The following is a 20,057-nucleotide window of genomic DNA, read 5'->3' on the forward strand; positions in this document are numbered from 1 at the left end:
ATACAGTTTTCAAGGGGAACAAAATTACTTGAATGGTATTTATAGACTTCAAGTGTAATTCGCTCATATCCAATTTATACTGAGCTAATAACACACTAACAGGATATCAACATTTCTGTTCAGACTTCCCTGATAATATCTGCTTCGATAACATGCTGGCTTCATAAACAGGATAAAATCAAAATTGAGGAATTAAATCACTTTCAGGCCGGCAAATCAAACACTATGCAACTCTAGATGTTAATTCATTTACATAACTTCTGTTTATTGATGATTGATTCATAAATGAACAAAACTGCTGATGTTTTAAAAAAAGTCTTAAAAGTGATTTTATGGGTAGTAGCTGGTTTTATGATGCTGCTCATACTTGTCATTGTGCTTATACAAATTCCGGCTATTCAGACTAAAATTGTTCACGAGGCTGCTTCCTTTGTAAGCAGCAAAACTAATACAAAGGTTGAGATTGGAAATTTACGCATCTCTTTCCCTAAGTCTATTTTGATCAAAGACCTTTATCTTGAAGATATTAAAGCTGATACGCTCGTTTACGCCGGAGAAGTCAGGATCAATATAGCGCTCCTGGGTCTTTTAAAGAACAAAATCCAGGTCAATTCTTTCATGCTTGATGAGGCTGTACTGAACCTGGCACGTTCGGAAACTGATTCGCTGTTCAATTTTAATTTCCTTATCAATGCATTTAGCGACACCACCAATCAAGCGGTTGAAAAGGTGGAAAATGAGGAGAAGGCAGCATGGTCGTTTAGCATTGATAAGGTTGATCTCAGAAAAATCCGCTTTCTTTTTAATGACAGTTATGCCGGGATGAATGTATCGCTGGCCGTGGCTAAACTGGAGGTTAAAATGGATGAAATTGATTTGGATGCATCCATTTATGATATTGACAAGCTGATCGTTGAGCATCTTGTAGCTGATGTATTGATCACGAAATCTTCAGAGTCAAGCGAAGAAGCATCTGAGAATTTGCCTAAAATATCGGCAAAGGAGATTCAAATCAGCGATACGCGTATAAGCTACGAAGATTCACTAATCAATCAGTCAGTTGTAGCTGAGATACATAAATTTATTTTAGACAACGGAGCAATTAACCTGGAGGAACAAACTGTATCAACTGATAGGCTACGCTTATCACAAAGCAGTGTTGCTTATAACACCAGAGAAAATGAGATACCTGATACCACAGAAACAACAGACAGTCCTGAACCTGAAAGCAATGAATGGGCAGTAATTGTCCAGCGTATTGATCTTGAAGACAATTCATTGAAATACAATATTGTAAATAAGCCTGAAATTAGCCAGGCTTTTGACGTCAATCATATTGATTTGAAAGAACTTACGCTCAAGGCTAAGGATTTCCAGTTTTCGCCTGTAAAAACTGAAGTGGCAGTCAATGAATTTACTGCAATCAATAAAGATGGTTTTACGATAAGCGGGTTTGAGACTGATTTTAGGATGGATCAGCAGTCCATCACCGCCGATAATCTTAAAATTTCGACCCAAAATTCTTCTATTGATGCTGATGTGAACCTGCAGTTTTCCTCAATGGAATCACTAAGTGATTCTCTTCAGAACCTTGTCATCAACCTTGATATGAGAAATGTGAGCATAAGCAATGCTGATATTCTCTATTTCAGCCCCGACCTGTCTGCGCAGCCATTTTTCAGCAATGCAAGGAATGTTACAAGTATTTCGGGAACCGTATCTGGTCCGGTAAGCCAGCTCAAAGGTGAAAACATCTTAGTTGAAACTGGGTTCGCTACAGTACTTCGAACCGATTTTAACATCAATGGCCTGCCTGATGCTGAAACCGCCTATTTTGATTTTCCTGATCTGAGCATTGTTACCAAAAAGAGAGATATTCAAATGCTTGCGGGATCATACATCCCAGATTCCATCGGCATTCCCGAGAACCTGGATGTTCAAATTGCTTTTAAAGGCCGGATGAAATCTTTTGAATCAACAGTGGAAATGAACAGCAGCTTCGGTTCTGCAGAACTTTATGCAACAATTGATAATTATGAAACTTTTAACGCCACTCTGAATATCAACAGTTTTGATGTTGGCAGTGTACTCATGGACACAGTCATGTTTGGTCCGGTGACCTTAACTGCTGAAACCAGCGGTCAAGGCCTGGATCTGGCAACCATTAACGCAAAGATCAATGCCGAAGCCTCGCAGCTTTTCCTGAACGGCTACAATTATCAAAACCTTATCGTAGATGGAACCATCAACGGACAAGGATTTGAAGGTAAAGTCAATTTGAACGATGAGTATGCAGTGTTTGAATTTGACGGACTTGTAAATTTAGATCTAGATCAGGAAAAGTATGCATTCCGCTTCGACCTGCAAGGGGCCGATCTTCAGAAACTAAATTTCACGGAAGATGATATACGAATAGCAATGGTTGTGGATTCTGATCTGCAAGACGGAAGGCTTGAGAAGTTGAATGGTACCTTTGCGATTGCAAACATCATTATTGCCAGGGACAATGATGTGTATAAACTCGATTCATTATTATTTGCTTCGGTTAATGAATCGGACGTGAGCACATTGGATTTTAGCAGCGCCCTTATTGATATGAAATATTCAGGAACTATTTCTCCGATAGCTCTTTCAGCGGAACTTAGCGGGTTTATAAACAATTACTTTCAATTTTCTGACAGCATCCAGGAAACCACGGCAAGCGAGCCTGTTAATTTTGATTTTGAAATTCAAATCCACAATCATCCTATTCTTTCGGAGGTTTTCCTTCCTGAGTTAAATGCTTTTGAGCCGGGAATCATCACAGGAAGCTTTGATAGTGAATCAAACAACCTTGAAATCAATGCCACACTAAAAACTTTAGTGTATGGCCAGATTGAAATCAAAGACCTTGTGCTGGATGTGAACTCAAGCCAAGCGGAATTGAATTATTCATTATCCGGCAGCTCTGTATCAAATGAACAATTCAGCCTGGACAACCTGCTGCTTGAAGGCAAACTTGCTGATAATGTGATTTTCGCGGGTGTAACTTCCACTGATGAGGATCAAAGCAAAAAATTTGCAATTCACTCACAGCTCACCAGGCAAAATGATAATTACCGGCTCGCACTCGATCCCGATGATTTCTATCTGATGTATAAGCAATGGAACATTGCTGCCGATAACTACGTTGAATTTGGGGATGAAGGGGTACTTATCCACAACCTCTTTATGAACAACAATACGAGCGAGATTAATCTCACCTCTGTAAATCAGCAGTTCAATGATGATATCAGCATTGGAATAAAGAATTTCCTGTTGGATGATATTTCAAGGATCATTGAAAAAGACACAACTTTTGTAAAAGGAGTTGTGGATGCTGAGATTTTGCTGAAACAATTGGCCGGTACTTATGGTGTAATCGCCGATGTTGAAATAAGCGATCTGGTTGTCCGTGAAGTTCCTGTGGGCAAAATAGATTTGAAAGCCGACAACCCGGAGGCCGGTAGATTTGATATTGAGTTGAATTTAACGGGTGTTGACAATAATCTTACAGCGGAAGGATATTTTATTCCTGAAAGCGAAGAGGACGCCCTGAATATCGAGCTTCTAATTGAATCACTATCAATGAAGACTGTTGAAGCTTTTGCTATGGGACAAATAAGTGAAGCTGAGGGTACATTGTCGGGCAATTTTACTATTCAGGGAAAAACCGATGCCCCTGAAATTACTGGCGAGCTGGTTTTCAATGATGTTTTCATGAACCCGGCCTTACTGAATAACAGGCTTGAAATCAGGGATGAAACTATCCGTCTGCAAGCCGACGGGATTTATTTTAGTTCTTTTACGATCCTGGATGCTGACGGACAGCCTGCAGTTATTGATGGTTCTGTAAAAATGACAAATTTTGCTGACTATGTTTTTGCTTTAAAGGTTGATGCAAACGACTTTCTGCTATTCAATACATCAGCAGCGGATAATGAATCGTTTTTCGGAACCATGATCATTGATAGCAAAATTGATGTGGAAGGCCCTATGGAACTTCCGGTTATTAATGCTAATATAAAAGTGATGGAAGGCTCCAACTTCACCTTTGCAATTCCTGAAGATCAGCTCACTACTGATAGGGGAGAAGATGTCGTGGAATTTCTCGCACCGGAAAATCTGAACCCAATAATATACAGGGATGAAGAGGAAACAGAAACAAGCGTTGTAGTTGAAGGTATTGACCTATCCGCCATCATCGAAGTTGATGAAAATGCAACGCTGAGATTATTGATGGATCCCAGTTCAGCCGATTCATTGGTGGTAAAAGGGGAGGCGGCATTAAGTTTTGGAATTGACAGAAGTGGAAAGATGAGCCTTACCGGAGCATATAACCTGCACGAAGGTAGCTATCTCGTATCACTTCAAAGTGTAATAAAGCGGCAATTTGATATTTTAGAAGGCAGCACAATAATATGGACCGGAGATCCGATGAATGCTGGAATTTCCCTCAATGCCAGATATACTGTAAGAGCCGCACCTTACGATCTTGTAGCTTCTCAGATATCAGGATTAAGCGATGTTGAAAGGGGAAGCTATAAGCAACAGTACCCCTTCTGGGTATTGCTGAAATTACGAGGTGAAATATTAAAACCACAAATTAGTTTTGAAATTCAGCTACCGCCTGAGGAAAAAGGCATCCTGGGCGGCGCAGTTGATCAAAAATTAACTTTACTCAATGAAGATGAATCCGCCTTAAATAAACAGGTATTTGCTTTATTGGTAATGGGCCGCTTTATCCAGGAAAACCCATTCCAGACCGAATCAGGTGGCACCTCTGCTATGGTACGGTCAACAGTAGGTGGATTTTTGTCAGCACAATTAAATAAGCTAACCGAAAAGGCTATTCCGGGAGTAGAATTAGATTTTAATATTCAATCTTATGATGATTATCAAACCGGCGAAGCTGTGGGCAGAACAGAAGTGGAACTGGGTGTGAGGAAACAACTTTTTGATGAGCGGGTAACAGTGAAGGTGGGCGGTGCAATTGATGTGGAAGGTGAACAAGCCAAACAGAATGCGGCCAGCGATATCGCAAGCGATGTTGAGGTAGAGTACAGATTGACGGATGATGGTCGTTACAAACTCAAAGGGTTCAGACAAAATCAATATGAAGGAGCCCTTGAAGGCCAACTGGTTGAAACCGGTGTAGGTTTTGTGTATGAACGTGATTTCAATAAATGGAAGAATTTTTTCAGAAGTCCAAAGACCGAAGAGGATTCCCGGGATGACTAATACAACACTATCATAACTAATCATAACTCTGAAAAGGAATGGCAATCCTTCAAAAAATAAAACTCTTGACCATCGTCAGACCCATAAAGAATGGATTCTCCTTACACATAATGGTGCTGATGCTGATGTTGCTTTCAGCATGCAGCGGCCTCAGAAATTTACCCGAAGGTGAAAAATTATACACGGGTGCGGATATTGAACTGGAACATAACGAAAAAATCGGGAGAAAAAAGAAAAAGAACATCACTAACGTTGCCGAAGGGGGAGTGCGGCCAGAACCGAACCGAAGTTTTCTTGGCATTCGACCCAGACTGTGGTTGTATCAGGTAGCAGGCGAAAATCCTGAATCAAGACTGGGCAAGTGGATCAAAAAGAAAGGAAGCCCACCGGTATTAATGAGCCAGGTTAAACCGGATGTTACTAAGGCTATTATTGATGCACGTCTATACAATATCGGTATTTTCGAAAGCTATACCGATTATGAAACTATAGAAAAAAAGCGCACCGCCAAAGTAGTTTATACAAGCGATATTCACACGCCATATACAATCAGCGAAGTGAAATACTCCATTTTTATTGACAGTTTGAGCCGCCTGATTGAGTCAGTTAAAGAAAGCTCACTGGTTGAGCCAGGCGAGGATTACAACCTGGATATACTTAAAACCGAAAGAGAGCGGATTGATCTCTTCTTAAAACACAGGGGCTATTTCTATTTCAGCCCCGATTATTTGCTTTTTTTAGCAGATACCGCTGCCGAAGACCGATCTGTTTCGCTAACACTCATATTAAAAGGAGGCATCCCTGAAAGTGCCATTACTGTTTACTGCATCAAAAATGTATTTATTGACCAGGATTATTCATTAAGTGAAGAAGTTGTAGAAAGAACGAAAGATACAGTAAGACACCGGAACAACGTATTCCGCATCAGAGGATCAGGAATGAACATTAAGCCCGAAGCAATTTTAAACTCAGTGTTTCTGAGAAAAGGTGAAATTTATTCAAGACGTAAACACAACATCACACTTAACCGCTTGATGTCAATGGGCAATTTCAAATTTGTTCAAGTTAAGCTTTTTGACAGCGATACCAGTGCCTTAGGCTACCTCGACGTGGACATTTTAATGACTTCCATGACAAAACGCTCGTTCAGGGCAGAAATGGACATTGTAACAAAATCGAATGATTTTACCGGGCCACGAATGAATGTGAGCCTGTTAAACAGGAACATCTTTAAAGGAGCCGAATTGTTGTATGTGGCCATGGCCGGTTCGTACGAGGCACAATTTGGCGGAGATGAGAATCTCTATTCTTTTTCCCTGAACCCAAACCTGGAGCTGACTTTTCCACGTTTTATAACTCCGTTTAAAATCAGAACCGAGAATAGTATTTATATTCCAAAAACAATTGTGAACCTGTCTTATAATTATTTAAGGAGAGTTAAGTATTTCGATATGCAGACCATTCAGTTTGGTTTCGGTTACCGATGGAGAGAAAGCAATTTGAAGGAACATGAACTGAATCCCTTCACGCTGAGCAACACCTCTATCAGGAACCAGTCAGCCGAATTTTCAGAATTACTCGAATCTAATCCATTTCTGAAAAGAAGTTATGAGGAACAATTTATTGCTGCTGCAAATTATACTTTTGTTTACGATGACCAGGTTTTGCCGCATAAAAGCCTTCAAACCTATTTACGTGCATCTGTTGAATCTGCAGGCAATTTGTTTTCCCTGGGCAATATAATATCCGGCGAAACTCCATCTCCGGAAAATTCTTCCAGCGTTCTAGGTTCAGTTTATTCCCAATATGCAAAATTTAGCCTGGATAGCCGTGTTTTTTACAGTTTCAGGGATAAGAACAAGATTGCTGTAAGGCTTTTTACGGGTGTTGCCAAACCTTACGGAAATTCCGCTGTATTGCCTTATGCAAAGCAGTTTTTTAGTGGAGGATCAAACAGTATACGTGCTTTCCATATAAATTCAGTGGGACCCGGCACTTTTAACCAGGATAGCATTAGCATCGGATTCCTGCAGCTGGGGGGTGAAATAAAACTTGAAGCGAATGCAGAGTACCGCTTCAACATCTATCGCTTTTTTAAGGGCGCTCTATTTGTTGATGCAGGTAATATATGGTTGAATAAATCAAATCCTGAAACTCCCGGAAGTGCGTTTGCAGGAGATAAGTTTTTAAGTGAACTTGCCGCTGGAACAGGCATTGGAATCAGAATAGATCTTTCCTTTTTCCTTTTACGCTTCGATCTGGCTATGCCGTTACGCAAGCCCTGGCTGGAGGATGGGAACAGATGGGTTATTGATCAGATAAATTTCAGCGACCCCGAATGGAGACGAGATAACCTGATCTTGAATGTAGCCATTGGTTATCCCTTTTGACATATATTTATCAAAACTTGCAGGCAGCCTGCAAAAACTGCCTAAATATGATCATATTAAATTAATGATTGTCCGTATTCTCGGCAGTGTGCAGTTTTCTTTAGCTCCTGTAATATTAAGAACGGGCTGAAAGCCCAAATTTATTTAATCCGTTGGCATCGCCACGAGAATTGCAATCAAACTCTCAAATAAACGCCCTGAAAGGGCAACTTAACCTGAATTAACCATTTTTTGCGGTTTTATCAGTATTTATTAATCTGCCCTTTCAGGGCGAACAAACATTCGTATTTCTATTTCCCCAGGGCGTTGCAGCTAGGTTGATATAAGTTGTCCTTTCAGGACGATCAGATTGTTTTTATTTATCATTGATTTCATTGCTCCTAATAATGGCAAGATTGGAGATATACATATTAAATTAATAAAAATTGTTATGAACAAAAATAGGTGTACCTTTGCCGCATAATTAAATTACATTATGAATAAAGGAATAGTAAAATTTTTTAATGACTCCAAAGGTTTTGGGTTTATTAAAGACGAATCGAATGACAAAGAATACTTTGTACATGTATCAGGCCTGGTAGACGATGTCAGGGAAAATGATGAAGTAACTTTTACCCTTCAAGAAGGAAAAAAGGGACTCAACGCCGTAAATGTGAAACTCGTTTAATCAAGTTTATATAAGACATTTATTGGAAGAGCCCCGCGTTATGCGGGGCTTTTTTTATGCCCGTACTCCATCTCAAGCTGCTTCAATCAAAACCCGTTTAAGTTTGTTTATCTCATTGACAGGCGGTGAATTAAGATAAGTATTGCTGATTTTGAGTCCCGCACTCTTAAAGGCTTTTTGGTATAAATTCCGGGAAATGATGGCTTTTGACTGGCTTGATAAATCAGAATACCCGTTCAGGCATAATTACTTTAGCATGAACGGTCTCAACCTACATTATATTAATGAAGTTGAAACCATTGTATTTGTTCATGTCACGCCCTTGTGGAGCTTTGTTTCCAAAGCAAGAGCGAATAAGAAATCAAGCATCAGCATCACTCAGCGGGTTGTGCAACTTGCTTTATTTTGCCTGCTAGTAACACAAACCTGGATTCTGAGTGGGCAGGAACCTTTTATTCACGAACCAAGCCCGGCTCCATTTGATCAAAACGAACTCAAAGATATAGATGTTGATGCGGATGGGCGGATGGTGGCCGTGGGATGGTGGCGGGAATTCCAGATTGGTGGTTCTCCCGGTTTTCCTCTTGTTATGATTAAAGACCAGGCAGATGATCCCTGGACTGTAATTGAAGCTCCTGATTTCGGCTGGACCTGGCATGATCTGGAAGCTGTTAAATTTATTCCGGGCAGCAATGGTGATTTTGTTGCTGTCGGCGATTATTATATCAATCCTTCAATGGCCCATCCCTATGGAATGGTATTGCGTTATTTTAAAGAAATTGATTTTTGGCAACTGCATAGTTTCAATGATCCTGGTGCACAATTTCATTTCGTAAGGGACTTCACATTTTACCCTGATGATCCCAATAGGATAATGATTGTTGGAACGCGTGGAATAAGTGATCCGGGAGGAAATTGTTTTCAATTTACAACATTGGCAGTAGATTATAATATTGATGCGCATACTTATACGGTTCTGCCAACAACTACAAAAGGTCTTTTACGATCCATAGTGCCAATACCAAATGGCAACTTCTTTTCAGTTGGTTCTGCCGCGGGAGATTGCGATTACCTGCCCTGGCCGCTGATAATGGAGGTTGGCGAAGGAGTGGAAACGGTGCTTCCAAATCCACCGCCTAAAACACCTGGTTTTTGGTACGACCTTACCGGCACAACTTTGCTGGCTGACGGAAAACTTTTTATGGTGGGTCATGAAGCACCGTTTGGCGGATCCAACTTTAGCACATTAGCCTATCGCTATGATCCGGTCATCCATTTGTATGAATCGTTCAAACCAATTGATCAGGACACAGTTACTTTTCCAAATTATACAAATCAGCTTTGGAGAGTGGAGCAAGCTCCTGATGGGCGTATTTTCAGTGTCGGACGCACAAGCTATATGTATGATAATTTGCACCTTCGGAGAGCTTTGATACAAAGTTTCGACGGAGAAAACTGGCATCTGCATCCAATTCCGGAGCATTTTTCACAAGGGTACGACAATTATGTATGGGACCTTACAATACACCCTTCGGGGCAGGTTTATACTGTAGGACGATTCAGGGAACCAGGAATCTACACTCCAAGTACCCTGGTTTTAAGAACCGACGAAATCAGCGGATCAGAGGCACTTGATGGCAAACCCACAGAATTACAACTCGAAATGGCTGGTCCTAATCCATTCTATGACAATACTGCTTTTCGGATTTTCTCAGAGAAGTCCACGCATGTGACTGTTGAAGTTATGGATGTTTTGGGGAAACAAGTCAGGTTGTTGTCGGATCAGAAAATGAATGAAGGTTGGACCACATTAGATTGGGATGGACAGGATAAGCAAGGGCATCAGGTTAGCAGTGGAGTTTATTTTATCAGATTCTCTACAGTTTCGGCAGCGGCTGCTATCAAAGTGTTAAAATCTTATTAAGCCGAAAAAACTAGGTCTTTCATTGACTTAATGAACCAGTTGCATTAACCTTGTTTAATTAGGCGCTCCCATGAACCAGAATTCCACATCAATAATCCTTTTTAGTGGATTCATTACTAGTACTTTGTTGTTCCTCAAATCCTTTAACGTAGCGGCAAGATTTTTTTTTGTATCTGCATTGGTATTTTGGATTTCATTTTACCTTTGACGAACCTTGCCCAAAGGGAAAATCTTTGTTCGAAGCGGTTTTTCTTATTCAGTACTTCCCTCTTTCAAGTTCCGAAGTGGCAGGATTGATTAACCAAAGCCAACTGAAAATGGTGTATCGCGGTTTTATCGGTTTGTTTTAATATATTGGAGGTCAATGAATGAAAAGACTAATTGCTTTCAGCCTGTTATTTTTGGTATGGATTAGCCATCTATCAGCCCAGGACTTTAAAAAGTTTGCCGTTGTGGTTGGCTGTGCTGATTATCAGCATGCAAACATGGATTTACGCTATTCCGATGATGATGCCTACCGCTTTTATGCTTATCTGAAAAGTCCTGAAGGCGGCGCCCTTCCTGATGAACATATCGCTGTGCTTGTTGATGAAGCAGCCACTAAGAACAATATCCTCAAAACCATGAATGAGGTTTTCTCAAGAGCTTCGGCAAACGATATGCTCATTTTTTATTTTTCCGGTCATGGATCGGAAGGAGCTTTTTGCCCGTCTGATGTCACCGATCAATACAGTTCTTTGTTATTGCACAGTGAAGTTAAAGCAATCTTCAAAAAGTATCCTGCCAGCTATAAGATCTGCCTTGCTGATGCCTGCTACTCCGGCAGCATTTACCAGGGAAGCCCTTCATCTTCTTCCAATGCAGCAAGCGGATCCGAAACCAATGTGGTTATCATAATGTCATCAAAACCAACTGAAACGTCTCAGGAGAATCCAATGATCAGACAAGGCGCTTTTACCTATTACCTTTTGAAGGGGTTAAAAGGCAGCGCAGATAGAAATAATGACAACATCATTTCCCTCAAAGAACTTTTTCCATACGTAAAAGGCAATGTACTCAATTTCACTGCTAACAAGCAAACTCCTGTAATTGAAGGAAATGCATCCCGGTATATGCCTATTGGTATCCTGAAGTAGAAATCGTGTTAAAGCACCCATCATTTGACAGAAAACAATGAAAATTGACTTATTCAAACCACAGTTTATTTTCGGCAAGGGCAAGCGCGACAATATGGAAGATTGCATATTTCCTTACCCGGGTTTAGCCTCTGAAAATGATGGTTTTTTTATTGTATGCGATGGGATGGGTGGACACGCAAAAGGTGAAGTAGCAAGCAAACTAGCCTGCGAAACCCTTGGCAATTATTTTTCGAACCATATTTCAGAAATGATCTCTGAAACAACGTTTCTTGATGCCTTCAACAAGCTGCAGTCGGTTTTTGATGAATATACCAGCAACAACGCCAGCGCAAAAGGAATGGGAACCACTGTAGTTATGGCTGTACTTCATCATAACGGCATTGCTGTTGCCCATGTTGGCGATAGCAGATTTTATCACTTCAGGAATGGTAAAATTATCTGGCAAACCCTTGACCATTCGCTGGTAAATCAATGGGTAAAGCAAGGATTGATATCGAAAGCAGATGCCATCAAACATCCAAAATCAAATGTTATTACCAGGGCGATTCAGGGAAAGAAAGTTGCTAAGGTTAGCCCGGAAGTGAATTTTATCTATTATGTGGTTCCCGGCGACTATTTCCTGCTTTGCACCGATGGCATCACCGAAGGGATTAGTGAATCACAGTTATGCGATATACTGGGTTCGGACAATGACAATGAAACAAAGATAGGTTTGATAGAGCAACTTTGCGAAGCCAATTCACGCGATAATTACTCAGCTTACCTGTTGAAGGTGAAAGAAATTCATTGACAATAAAAGCGTTGCTTAAATAGGTTTATTCATGAATAAATACCTGATGATCTTTTGCAAATGAATGACACACTGCATATTGGACGCGGAAAGGAAAACCATTTGGTTGTAAAAGACGAAAAGGTGAGCAGCAATCATTGCTGCATCAAAAAGCTTTCCGCTAATGAATTTATTGTTGAGGATTTGGGAAGCAGTAACGGCACATTCTTAAATGGCAAGAGAATAATGCGGGCGGCCCTGACAGAAACCCATACGTTGTGCCTTGCTTCTTATGCTGTTGAACCCAAATTCATTTTATCATCTTTCGATCACGTTACGCTGAAAAAAGGCGTAGCTTATGAAGATCTTATCAAACAGGAACATATCTTTCATGATTTTGCGAACCTGAAGATGATTTATGATCAATACCAGAAAGAAAAGCGCAGGATTATGAAAAGCAATACGCTAAAAAGTACCGGCCTCCGGGCAGGACTGTCGTTTATTCCTGTGGTTGGTGTTGCACTCGGCATCTTATCAACGGGAGTTACAGGTAATGTCCAGGAGCAGTTAATGGAACTGGAAGAAACATTTAAAAGAAATTATATCTGCCCCGGTTGCTTTAAGTTCTTAGGTGCCGAACCGTTTGAGAATATGGAGAAAAGGGGCTTTTGCCACGCCTGCAAAACAAAATGGAAGCGAAAACCAATAATATTAAAGTGAACAACAAGCTAAAATCAAATATTATGAGCACAGAAAAAACCAATGCCGGCAAAGATCTTTCGTTTGTGAACCCTGAACCAAATGAAAGACTGTTAGATCCAAAAACAGGAAAAACCATCAGCAGGAAGAAGTCACTCTTCATGGCAGGTGGCGCAATGGCTGCAGGAGCAGTGTTAGGCGATTTTTCACAGAGTCAGGAAATTACTGAAATATTACTTGATAGTGATGGCGATGGGGTTGCTGATTCTACGTTAACTGATGAAAACAATGATGGTGTTTTTGAGGTTGAGACATCACTTAGTGAAGATAATGCACAGCAAACCGAAACCCAGGCGCAACCGTGGAACCCAGGTACTGCTCCAATGGCCGGTTCAGGAACTGTAAGCGACAACATGTCTTTTTCCGAAGCATTTTCAGCCGCCCGCGAAGAACTTGGAGCTGGTGGAGTTTTTGCCTGGCAAGGGCAGTACTACAACACTTTCTATGCAGAAGAACTGGATGACAACAACCAACCTGTTGTTGATTATCCAACAACAGACTATCATGGTTTGCCACAAGTTGATTTCAATGAGAATGCTGCTGAGTCAATACATGATGAAGGCGGGTTTGAGAGTGCAGATACAGATTCTGGTTCTGACCTTGACCCTCAGGCGCTGGCTGCAGACCTGGACATGGATGGGAATGTAGATGCGGTTTTTGTTGATCTGAACCTTGATGGAAGCGCAGATGTCATCTACACCGATATTAACCAGGATGGCCAGATTACAGAGGATGAATTTATTATTATTCATGATCCTGCTGACCTTGTAATTCCTGAAACCCCATCGGATGGTTCAATGATGTCAGTTGATACGAACGCTGATGGAATTGACGATATGCTGCTGGCCGATGTTGACTCCGATCAGGTTGCCGATATGCTTGGTGTTGATGCAAACAGGGATCAGCTTATTGATGAAAGCGAAATCAGTGTCCTTAATGCGGAAGCTATGGAGGATACATCATTTGGCCCAGCTGAAATAGAATACTCGGGTGAGGTTTCAGTGGATATGCCGGAAGATGTATCCGATGAAATGCTTGACAGCATGGATGATGATTTGTCAAGCCTCGAAGATAACTTTGATGAAATCAATGAGTGGTCGTAATTTATTCTGACTTATGCAACTCAAATGCTCCAAGTGCCAGAAGGTTAATGTTATTGCCGACGATAAGCTGCCAAAGGACAAGGAAAAGGCCATGGTAAAATGCCCTGCATGCCAGCAGGTTCTTGTGTTCACAATTCCAGCGGCATTAAGAAAATCAACTGTTCAGGATGAGAAAACCGTGATCAGTGGCGGACAAACCATCCATCAGCGCCCGATACTCTGGCATGCAAACGATGGCACGGAATACAATCTGGAAAAGGGTATTAATATCATTGGCCGTGAGGCTGATATTTCATTTCCAAACGATCGCTACATCAGCCGTAAACATTGCGTTATAGAGGTTATAGAGAAATATGGTGAAATGCAATGCATCCTTACCGACGACGGAAGTTTATCATCAAGTGGTGAACCCAGCACCAACGGCACTTTCCTCAACGATCTCAGGTTAACCCGCTATGACAAACTTTTTCTGAACCACGGTGATAAGATCAGGGTCGGGCGCACGGAATTTCTTTTCAAAAATGACTAACGAGACCATCATTCCATGATAGGAGAAAAAATACATCATTACAGAATTACCCGTTTGATTGGCGAAGGCGGCATGGCTTCGGTGTATGAGGCATTGCACGAGAAATTGCAATCGAAAGTAGCAATCAAAGTGCTGAACCCCATACTCACTGCCAACGCGAATATCCGCCAACGGTTCGAAAACGAGGCACGTTTCATGGCCGGCTTAAACCACGCTAATATTACACGGGTGATTGATTATGAAGAACGCCCCGATTTGCTAGCCATTGTAATGGAATTCCTTGAAGGGGAAGACCTGAATGTAATCATTAAAAAGCATGGCCCCATGCCGCTGACAGAAGCTATTCCCATCTTCCTGCAGGCATTGGATGCGTTTGAGTATGCACATCAGAAAGGGATTGTTCATCGTGACGTTAAACCTTCAAATATTTTTATAAAATCTTCGGGTACCGCAAAGATCCTTGACTTTGGGATCGCAAAGATCGTTGGCGGTGCTGATGACATGACCGTAACCGGAACCCAGATGGGAACTCCCGTTTACATGAGTCCTGAACAGGTAAATACCGATAAAAACATTGATCATCGCAGCGATATTTATTCCCTTGCTGTTACGCTTTATTACATGCTGAATGGCAAACCGCCTTATGATGTGACAACCACATCGAGTTTCCAGATTTATACCCGCATCGTCCACGAACCATTGCCATTGCTGGGCCGTTTCCCGGAGATTGACGAAATCCTGAAAACAGCCACCCATAAGGATCGCACTTTAAGGTATCAAACATGCAGGGATTTTAAGCTTGCGCTGATTGAAGCCACACAGACACCAAACTCTGCTCTGGATAAACAAATCACACTTCCTGCTATTGATGATGATAAAACTATGATTGATGATGGGTCGGATACCTATAGTAGTAAACAGGGCAAGAATGAAGTTAAGGGAAAGCATGTGGCGCAGAAGAAAGATCCGGTTAAGGTAGAAGGCAACAACACGATCAATAAGCCTCAGAAAACAAATAAGACAATTTTTGTCCTGGCTGTATTGCTGGGCTTGTTGGCGCTAATAATTATTCTTTGGCGAACCGTTGGGCCTTTTGAATCACACACTGCTGATTTGGCGCGCCAGGATAGCATTCGTGTTGCTGACAGTTTGAATAAGGTCAGGGATGAAATACGAAACCGAAGAATAGCCGATAGCCTAGGGGTTCAGGATAGCATACAATCCATAATTAATGATTCAGTAAATAGAATAAGGGATATTTACCTGGGTGATCACCTTTTCAGTTGCTATTTTATCGGTAGTGATGAGCAGTTTGGGAAGGTTACAATACAGGAAGCGAACGGGGTGTTCAATTTGAACGGCAGGCATGAGCACCAAGGCAATTCTGTTAAGATTGAAGGAACCATTAAAGTCCTTTCCTTACGAAAGTTTGAATTCACTGGAACAATCACATCCAATAATAAATCGGAGTCTAATGCTTCCTGCACATGGAACGGTACTACTGTATTCTGGGCATCAGGTTCAAGAAGGTACTGGCGAACTCAAGATCATAATTGTTTTAGTCATACCGGAGATATGGATATCTATTTTAACAGATCTGGCACTTAGTTGCTTAAAATTCAAAGCTTGCCAAGATATTACCGTTTTTTACTAACAATCAGGATTTGGAGAAAAGGAGACCGCAAAAATGTTTAAGCAAATCAGAGATATGCTTGATAATGCTCAAAGGCTTGCTGAAGCAGAAACAGCGGCAGCAAATCCAATAGTTTCTAACGACCCTAAGATAAATTTCGAAGAACTAGTCAAGTTATCTGAAATCAAAAATTCGCGTTTTAAGATTGCAGGTGATGCCCAGCAATTTGAAATTATCTGCAAACCGGATTATTTTATTGTATTGCTCTGGGCAGTATTTATCTTCTATGTACCGGTTCGTTCAATCATTGAACAGAGCTTTGATTCAACCAATCTGATTGTAATGTTTGTTTTACTGGGTGTAATGCTTTTTTACTATAAGTATGCCAATACTACCTACATTATTATTGTTGACAGTCATCAAAAACTAATGTTGTTAAAAAGCAATGATCCGGTAGGAAGAATTCTAAGACCCGAAATAGTTATTGAATTCAGGGACTTTACTGATTTTTCAGTTAAGCGTATCTTTACCAAAATGAAAGGTACAACCCGCCAATACTGCAAGGTATATATTCATTCTAAAAATGATAAATTAGCGCTCATTTACCTCCCTGATGAACAGCTTAACGTTGTTGACCACAAATTATTTATAGCTAACCTGAAAAGCATTTTAAAGCATCATATCTGATTTTGTTTTTTACCAGTTTTGCAAACCGCTAAAATTACTTTTGCCAGCAGTTTGTCACTTTACGGTGAAGGCATAATTTTTCTGTTTAAAAAATGCACATTCCCTCACATTAAATCTGTTTGTATCTTTGAACCTGCTTAAATCACCGATTTGGTTCAAACCGATGCTGACCAGGAAAAGGGCACATAGTTTAAGGATAAACACTCTCAACCTTGGGTTGCTTATTCCTTTTCTGGTAATTCACAGCCTTTTTTATTCTCAAAGCCCTTATCACATAACCAATTATAAAAAATCTGATTATGGCGCTGCCAATCAGAATTGGGATATTGACCTTGATGCCAACGGCAACGTTTTTATTGCCAATCATAAAGGCTTGCTCAGTCTTTCAGGTTCGCATATTTCCCTGAACGAACTTCCAGGCAAAACTATTATCCGCTCGGTAGCATCCATCAATAACAGGATTTATACTGGTTCTTTCGAGGAATTTGGTTATTGGGAAAATGATGAGAACGGTCAGTTGCATTACTATTCGTTAGTTCCGTTGCTTACTGGTGATTCGTTGCTGAATGATGAGATTTGGAAAATTGTAAATGTGGGAGACCAAATCTATTTCCAGAGTTTTGGGAAATTGCTTTGTTACGAAAACCATCGTGTCAGCTCCATAACAATTCCGGGTTCCATGATGTTCTTGATCAAATGCAACGAAAGACTTTTTGCCCAGCAAATTGATGGTGGACTTTACGAAATCATAGACAAACAGCTAATTTTTATTGAAGGAAGCCAGATATTCAGCGAAACGGAAATTAAGGCGATATTGCCATTGGAGAACGGCAGGTTTATAATAGGAACAAGTTCCCGTGGGCTCATACTTTTTGACGGCCTGGATTTTCAGGAGTGGGAGATTCCGGTTTCAGAGCAACTTAAAGCCTTTAAGATCAACAACGGGATCAGGATTGGCGACCGGCTGATTTTTGGAACAATCTTGAATGGCGTTTTTATTCTCAGCCTCGATGGCGAACTCGTTTATCATATCAACACAGCAACATCACTTCAAAATAATACTGTGCTGGCAGTTCATGGAGACGCTGACAACAATCTTTGGGTAGGGCTTGATAAAGGCTTTGATTATATTGCATTCAATACCCCCCTTGTAACTTACATCGAATCAGCGGAAAGTTTTGGAACCGTTTATGCTGCTTGTCTTTTTAAGAACACACTTTACGTTGGAACCAACCAGGGAATTTATTATTTCAGTATGTATGCTGATGGGTTGCTATATAACAAAAAGTTTCTCAACGGATCACAGGGACAGGTTTGGTTCATCAATATAATTGATGGGGCTCTCTACTGTGGGCTAAATGATGGCACATACCTGATAAAGGACAATGAGCTGACTCCTGTGAGCAACGTCAGCGGAGGTTACAATCTAAAGCATGCCACATTGCATGATGAGCAATTCATGATTCAGAGTACATATAGCGACCTAGTGGTTTATAGTAAACAAAATGTAACCTGGATGCAAAGCCATACTATGGCTGGATTTGGAGCTCCGGCGCGCTTTCTTGAAATGGATCATACCGGAAACATTTGGCTGGGGCATACCATAGCAGGCTTGTATTTGGTTCAGCCGAACGCTGGATTAGATACAGCTATGCTTGTACTCAAACCAGGCATCGAACATGGCATCCATGATAATTGGAACCATATTTACAAAGTTGACAACAGAATTATTGTACCAACCGGCCAAGCCTTGCTGCAATGGGATGCCATTCAAAACAAAATGGTTCCATACCATGAACTTGCAATGCAGCTTGAAGGATTTGAAGCATCGCATACAATCCTTTCGGCAGGGCCAGGTAAATACTGGTTCATAAAAGAAAACGAAGTCGGTTTTTTCGAGATCCGGTTTGGTAAGGCCGAACTGTTGTATCGCTTGCTTCCGCAGATGTACAGCCTGAGCATGGTGGAGGATTATGAAAACATCGTAGCGCTCAATGACAGCCTGCAACTTATTTGCCTTGAGAATGGTTTTTCTATTCTGAACCTTCAGCGTTTGAACCGGCTACCTGACTTAAACGCACCACCGCTGATCAGCGAGGTCGTTTTCTGGAAAACCTCAGAAAATAAGATACGGTACAAACCTGACACCGACTCGAAAAAGCAGTTTAAACATAGTCATAATAACCTGCAGTTTATCTTTTCAGCGCCCGGCCCAGTTGGCAAAAAGAAGTACTTCCAGTATAAACTACATAGTTTTGATATAGATTGGAGCGATTGGATCACTACATCGGAAATCACTTACAACCGCCTGCCTCCCGGGTCTTATACATTCATGTTACGAACACTTACAAACCAGGGAGTGATCACACAAAATGCACAGGTTTCAATAAAGATAAGGCCACCCTGGTACCTCTCGTATTTTTCATTTGCGTTTTATGTGCTGTTTTTTGTTGGCCTTGTTTGGTTAATAAGGCTCAATTACCTGCGGAGAAACTGGAAAAACCAGGAGGAGATACTTCGCAAGGAACAAGAGAAAATTCTGCTTCAAAAAGAACAGGCCGAAAGTGAGGTCATACGATTAAGTAACGAAAAGCTGCAATCTGAAATAATGTTGAAGAATTCGCAACTTGCCAACAGTACGATGGCGTTGTTAAGAAAGAACGAATTGCTGGGCAATTTGCAGGAAGAGTTAAACCGGCAAAGGGAAGAACTCGGGCAAAGACTTCCCAGGAAATATTTCATGCGTATTAACCGATTGATTGAAAACAGTTTTAAGAGCGACCAGGAATGGGAAGTGTTTGAAAAACTTTTCGACCAGGCTCATGAGAATTTCTTCCAGCGACTCAAATCTGATTACCCTGGCCTTACCCCAAGCGATCTCAGGCTTTGTGCTTACCTGCGCCTGAATTTATCATCAAAGGAAATTGCCCCATTGCTTAATATCTCAGTAAGAGGGGTTGAGGAGCGGCGATACCGTTTACGTAAACGCCTTCATCTGGCATCAGAACAAAATCTTATAGAATTTATACTTGCTTACTGATCTTCGAATCCTCTCATCTGCCGAAAGTCAACTCAGATTCGAATTTTTTCCTCTAAGTAGTTCTATTTATCCTATTGTCATTTCCACATTAGAAATTTAACAACGTGCATGTTATAGGCATTATTTGAGTATTGATGTGGTAATGATGAGGTGTATTT

Annotated in this window: 12 protein-coding genes; all 12 read left to right on the forward strand. The window is 41.0% G+C overall.

Features of this window, described 5'->3' with window-relative positions; translation table 11 throughout:
* Positions 1-285: 285 nt before the first annotated feature.
* The 12 genes from IH597_09580 (at position 286) to IH597_09635 (ending at position 19,899) form a co-directional block, all read left to right on the forward strand.
* On the forward strand, positions 286-5,259 hold the full coding sequence (locus IH597_09580; GenBank protein ID MBE0662707.1) for a translocation/assembly module TamB domain-containing protein: 4,974 nt from the start codon (positions 286-288) through the stop codon (positions 5,257-5,259).
* Positions 5,260-5,297: 38 nt separating this feature from the next.
* On the forward strand, positions 5,298-7,649 hold the full coding sequence (locus IH597_09585; GenBank protein MBE0662708.1) for a BamA/TamA family outer membrane protein: 2,352 nt from the start codon (positions 5,298-5,300) through the stop codon (positions 7,647-7,649).
* Positions 7,650-8,124: 475 nt separating this feature from the next.
* A complete protein-coding gene (locus IH597_09590; GenBank protein MBE0662709.1) occupies positions 8,125-8,316 on the forward strand; it encodes a cold shock domain-containing protein in 192 nt (63 codons plus the stop codon).
* A gap of 196 nt (positions 8,317-8,512) precedes the next feature.
* Positions 8,513-10,240 carry a T9SS type A sorting domain-containing protein gene (locus IH597_09595; protein ID MBE0662710.1) on the forward strand — a complete coding sequence of 576 codons (1,728 nt, stop codon included), beginning with the start codon at positions 8,513-8,515 and terminating at the stop codon, positions 10,238-10,240.
* Between the two features lie 368 nt (positions 10,241-10,608).
* Positions 10,609-11,376, forward strand: coding sequence for a caspase family protein (locus IH597_09600; GenBank protein MBE0662711.1), 768 nt, complete (start codon positions 10,609-10,611; stop codon positions 11,374-11,376).
* A gap of 37 nt (positions 11,377-11,413) precedes the next feature.
* Positions 11,414-12,169 (forward strand): serine/threonine-protein phosphatase, encoded by a 756-nt coding sequence (locus IH597_09605; GenBank protein MBE0662712.1) that lies wholly within the window; start codon positions 11,414-11,416, stop codon positions 12,167-12,169.
* Between the two features lie 60 nt (positions 12,170-12,229).
* Positions 12,230-12,868: an FHA domain-containing protein gene (locus IH597_09610; GenBank protein ID MBE0662713.1), complete on the forward strand. Its 639-nt coding sequence runs from the start codon at positions 12,230-12,232 to the stop codon at positions 12,866-12,868.
* 23 nt (positions 12,869-12,891) lie between these two features.
* On the forward strand, positions 12,892-14,010 hold the full coding sequence (locus tag IH597_09615) for a hypothetical protein (GenBank protein ID MBE0662714.1): 1,119 nt from the start codon (positions 12,892-12,894) through the stop codon (positions 14,008-14,010).
* A gap of 13 nt (positions 14,011-14,023) precedes the next feature.
* Positions 14,024-14,539, forward strand: a complete 516-nt coding sequence (locus tag IH597_09620; protein MBE0662715.1) for a zinc-ribbon domain-containing protein — start codon at positions 14,024-14,026, stop codon at positions 14,537-14,539.
* Between the two features lie 15 nt (positions 14,540-14,554).
* Complete coding sequence (locus IH597_09625) at positions 14,555-16,147, forward strand: serine/threonine protein kinase (GenBank protein ID MBE0662716.1); 1,593 nt, start codon at positions 14,555-14,557, stop codon at positions 16,145-16,147.
* Between the two features lie 79 nt (positions 16,148-16,226).
* Positions 16,227-16,859, forward strand: a complete 633-nt coding sequence (locus IH597_09630; protein ID MBE0662717.1) for a hypothetical protein — start codon at positions 16,227-16,229, stop codon at positions 16,857-16,859.
* A 163-nt stretch (positions 16,860-17,022) separates the two neighbouring features.
* Positions 17,023-19,899 carry a hypothetical protein gene (locus IH597_09635; GenBank protein MBE0662718.1) on the forward strand — a complete coding sequence of 959 codons (2,877 nt, stop codon included), beginning with the start codon at positions 17,023-17,025 and terminating at the stop codon, positions 19,897-19,899.
* Positions 19,900-20,057 lie beyond the last annotated feature (158 nt).

The organism is Bacteroidales bacterium (genome assembly GCA_014860575.1).
Lineage (GTDB): Bacteria > Bacteroidota > Bacteroidia > Bacteroidales > JAAYJT01 > JAAYJT01.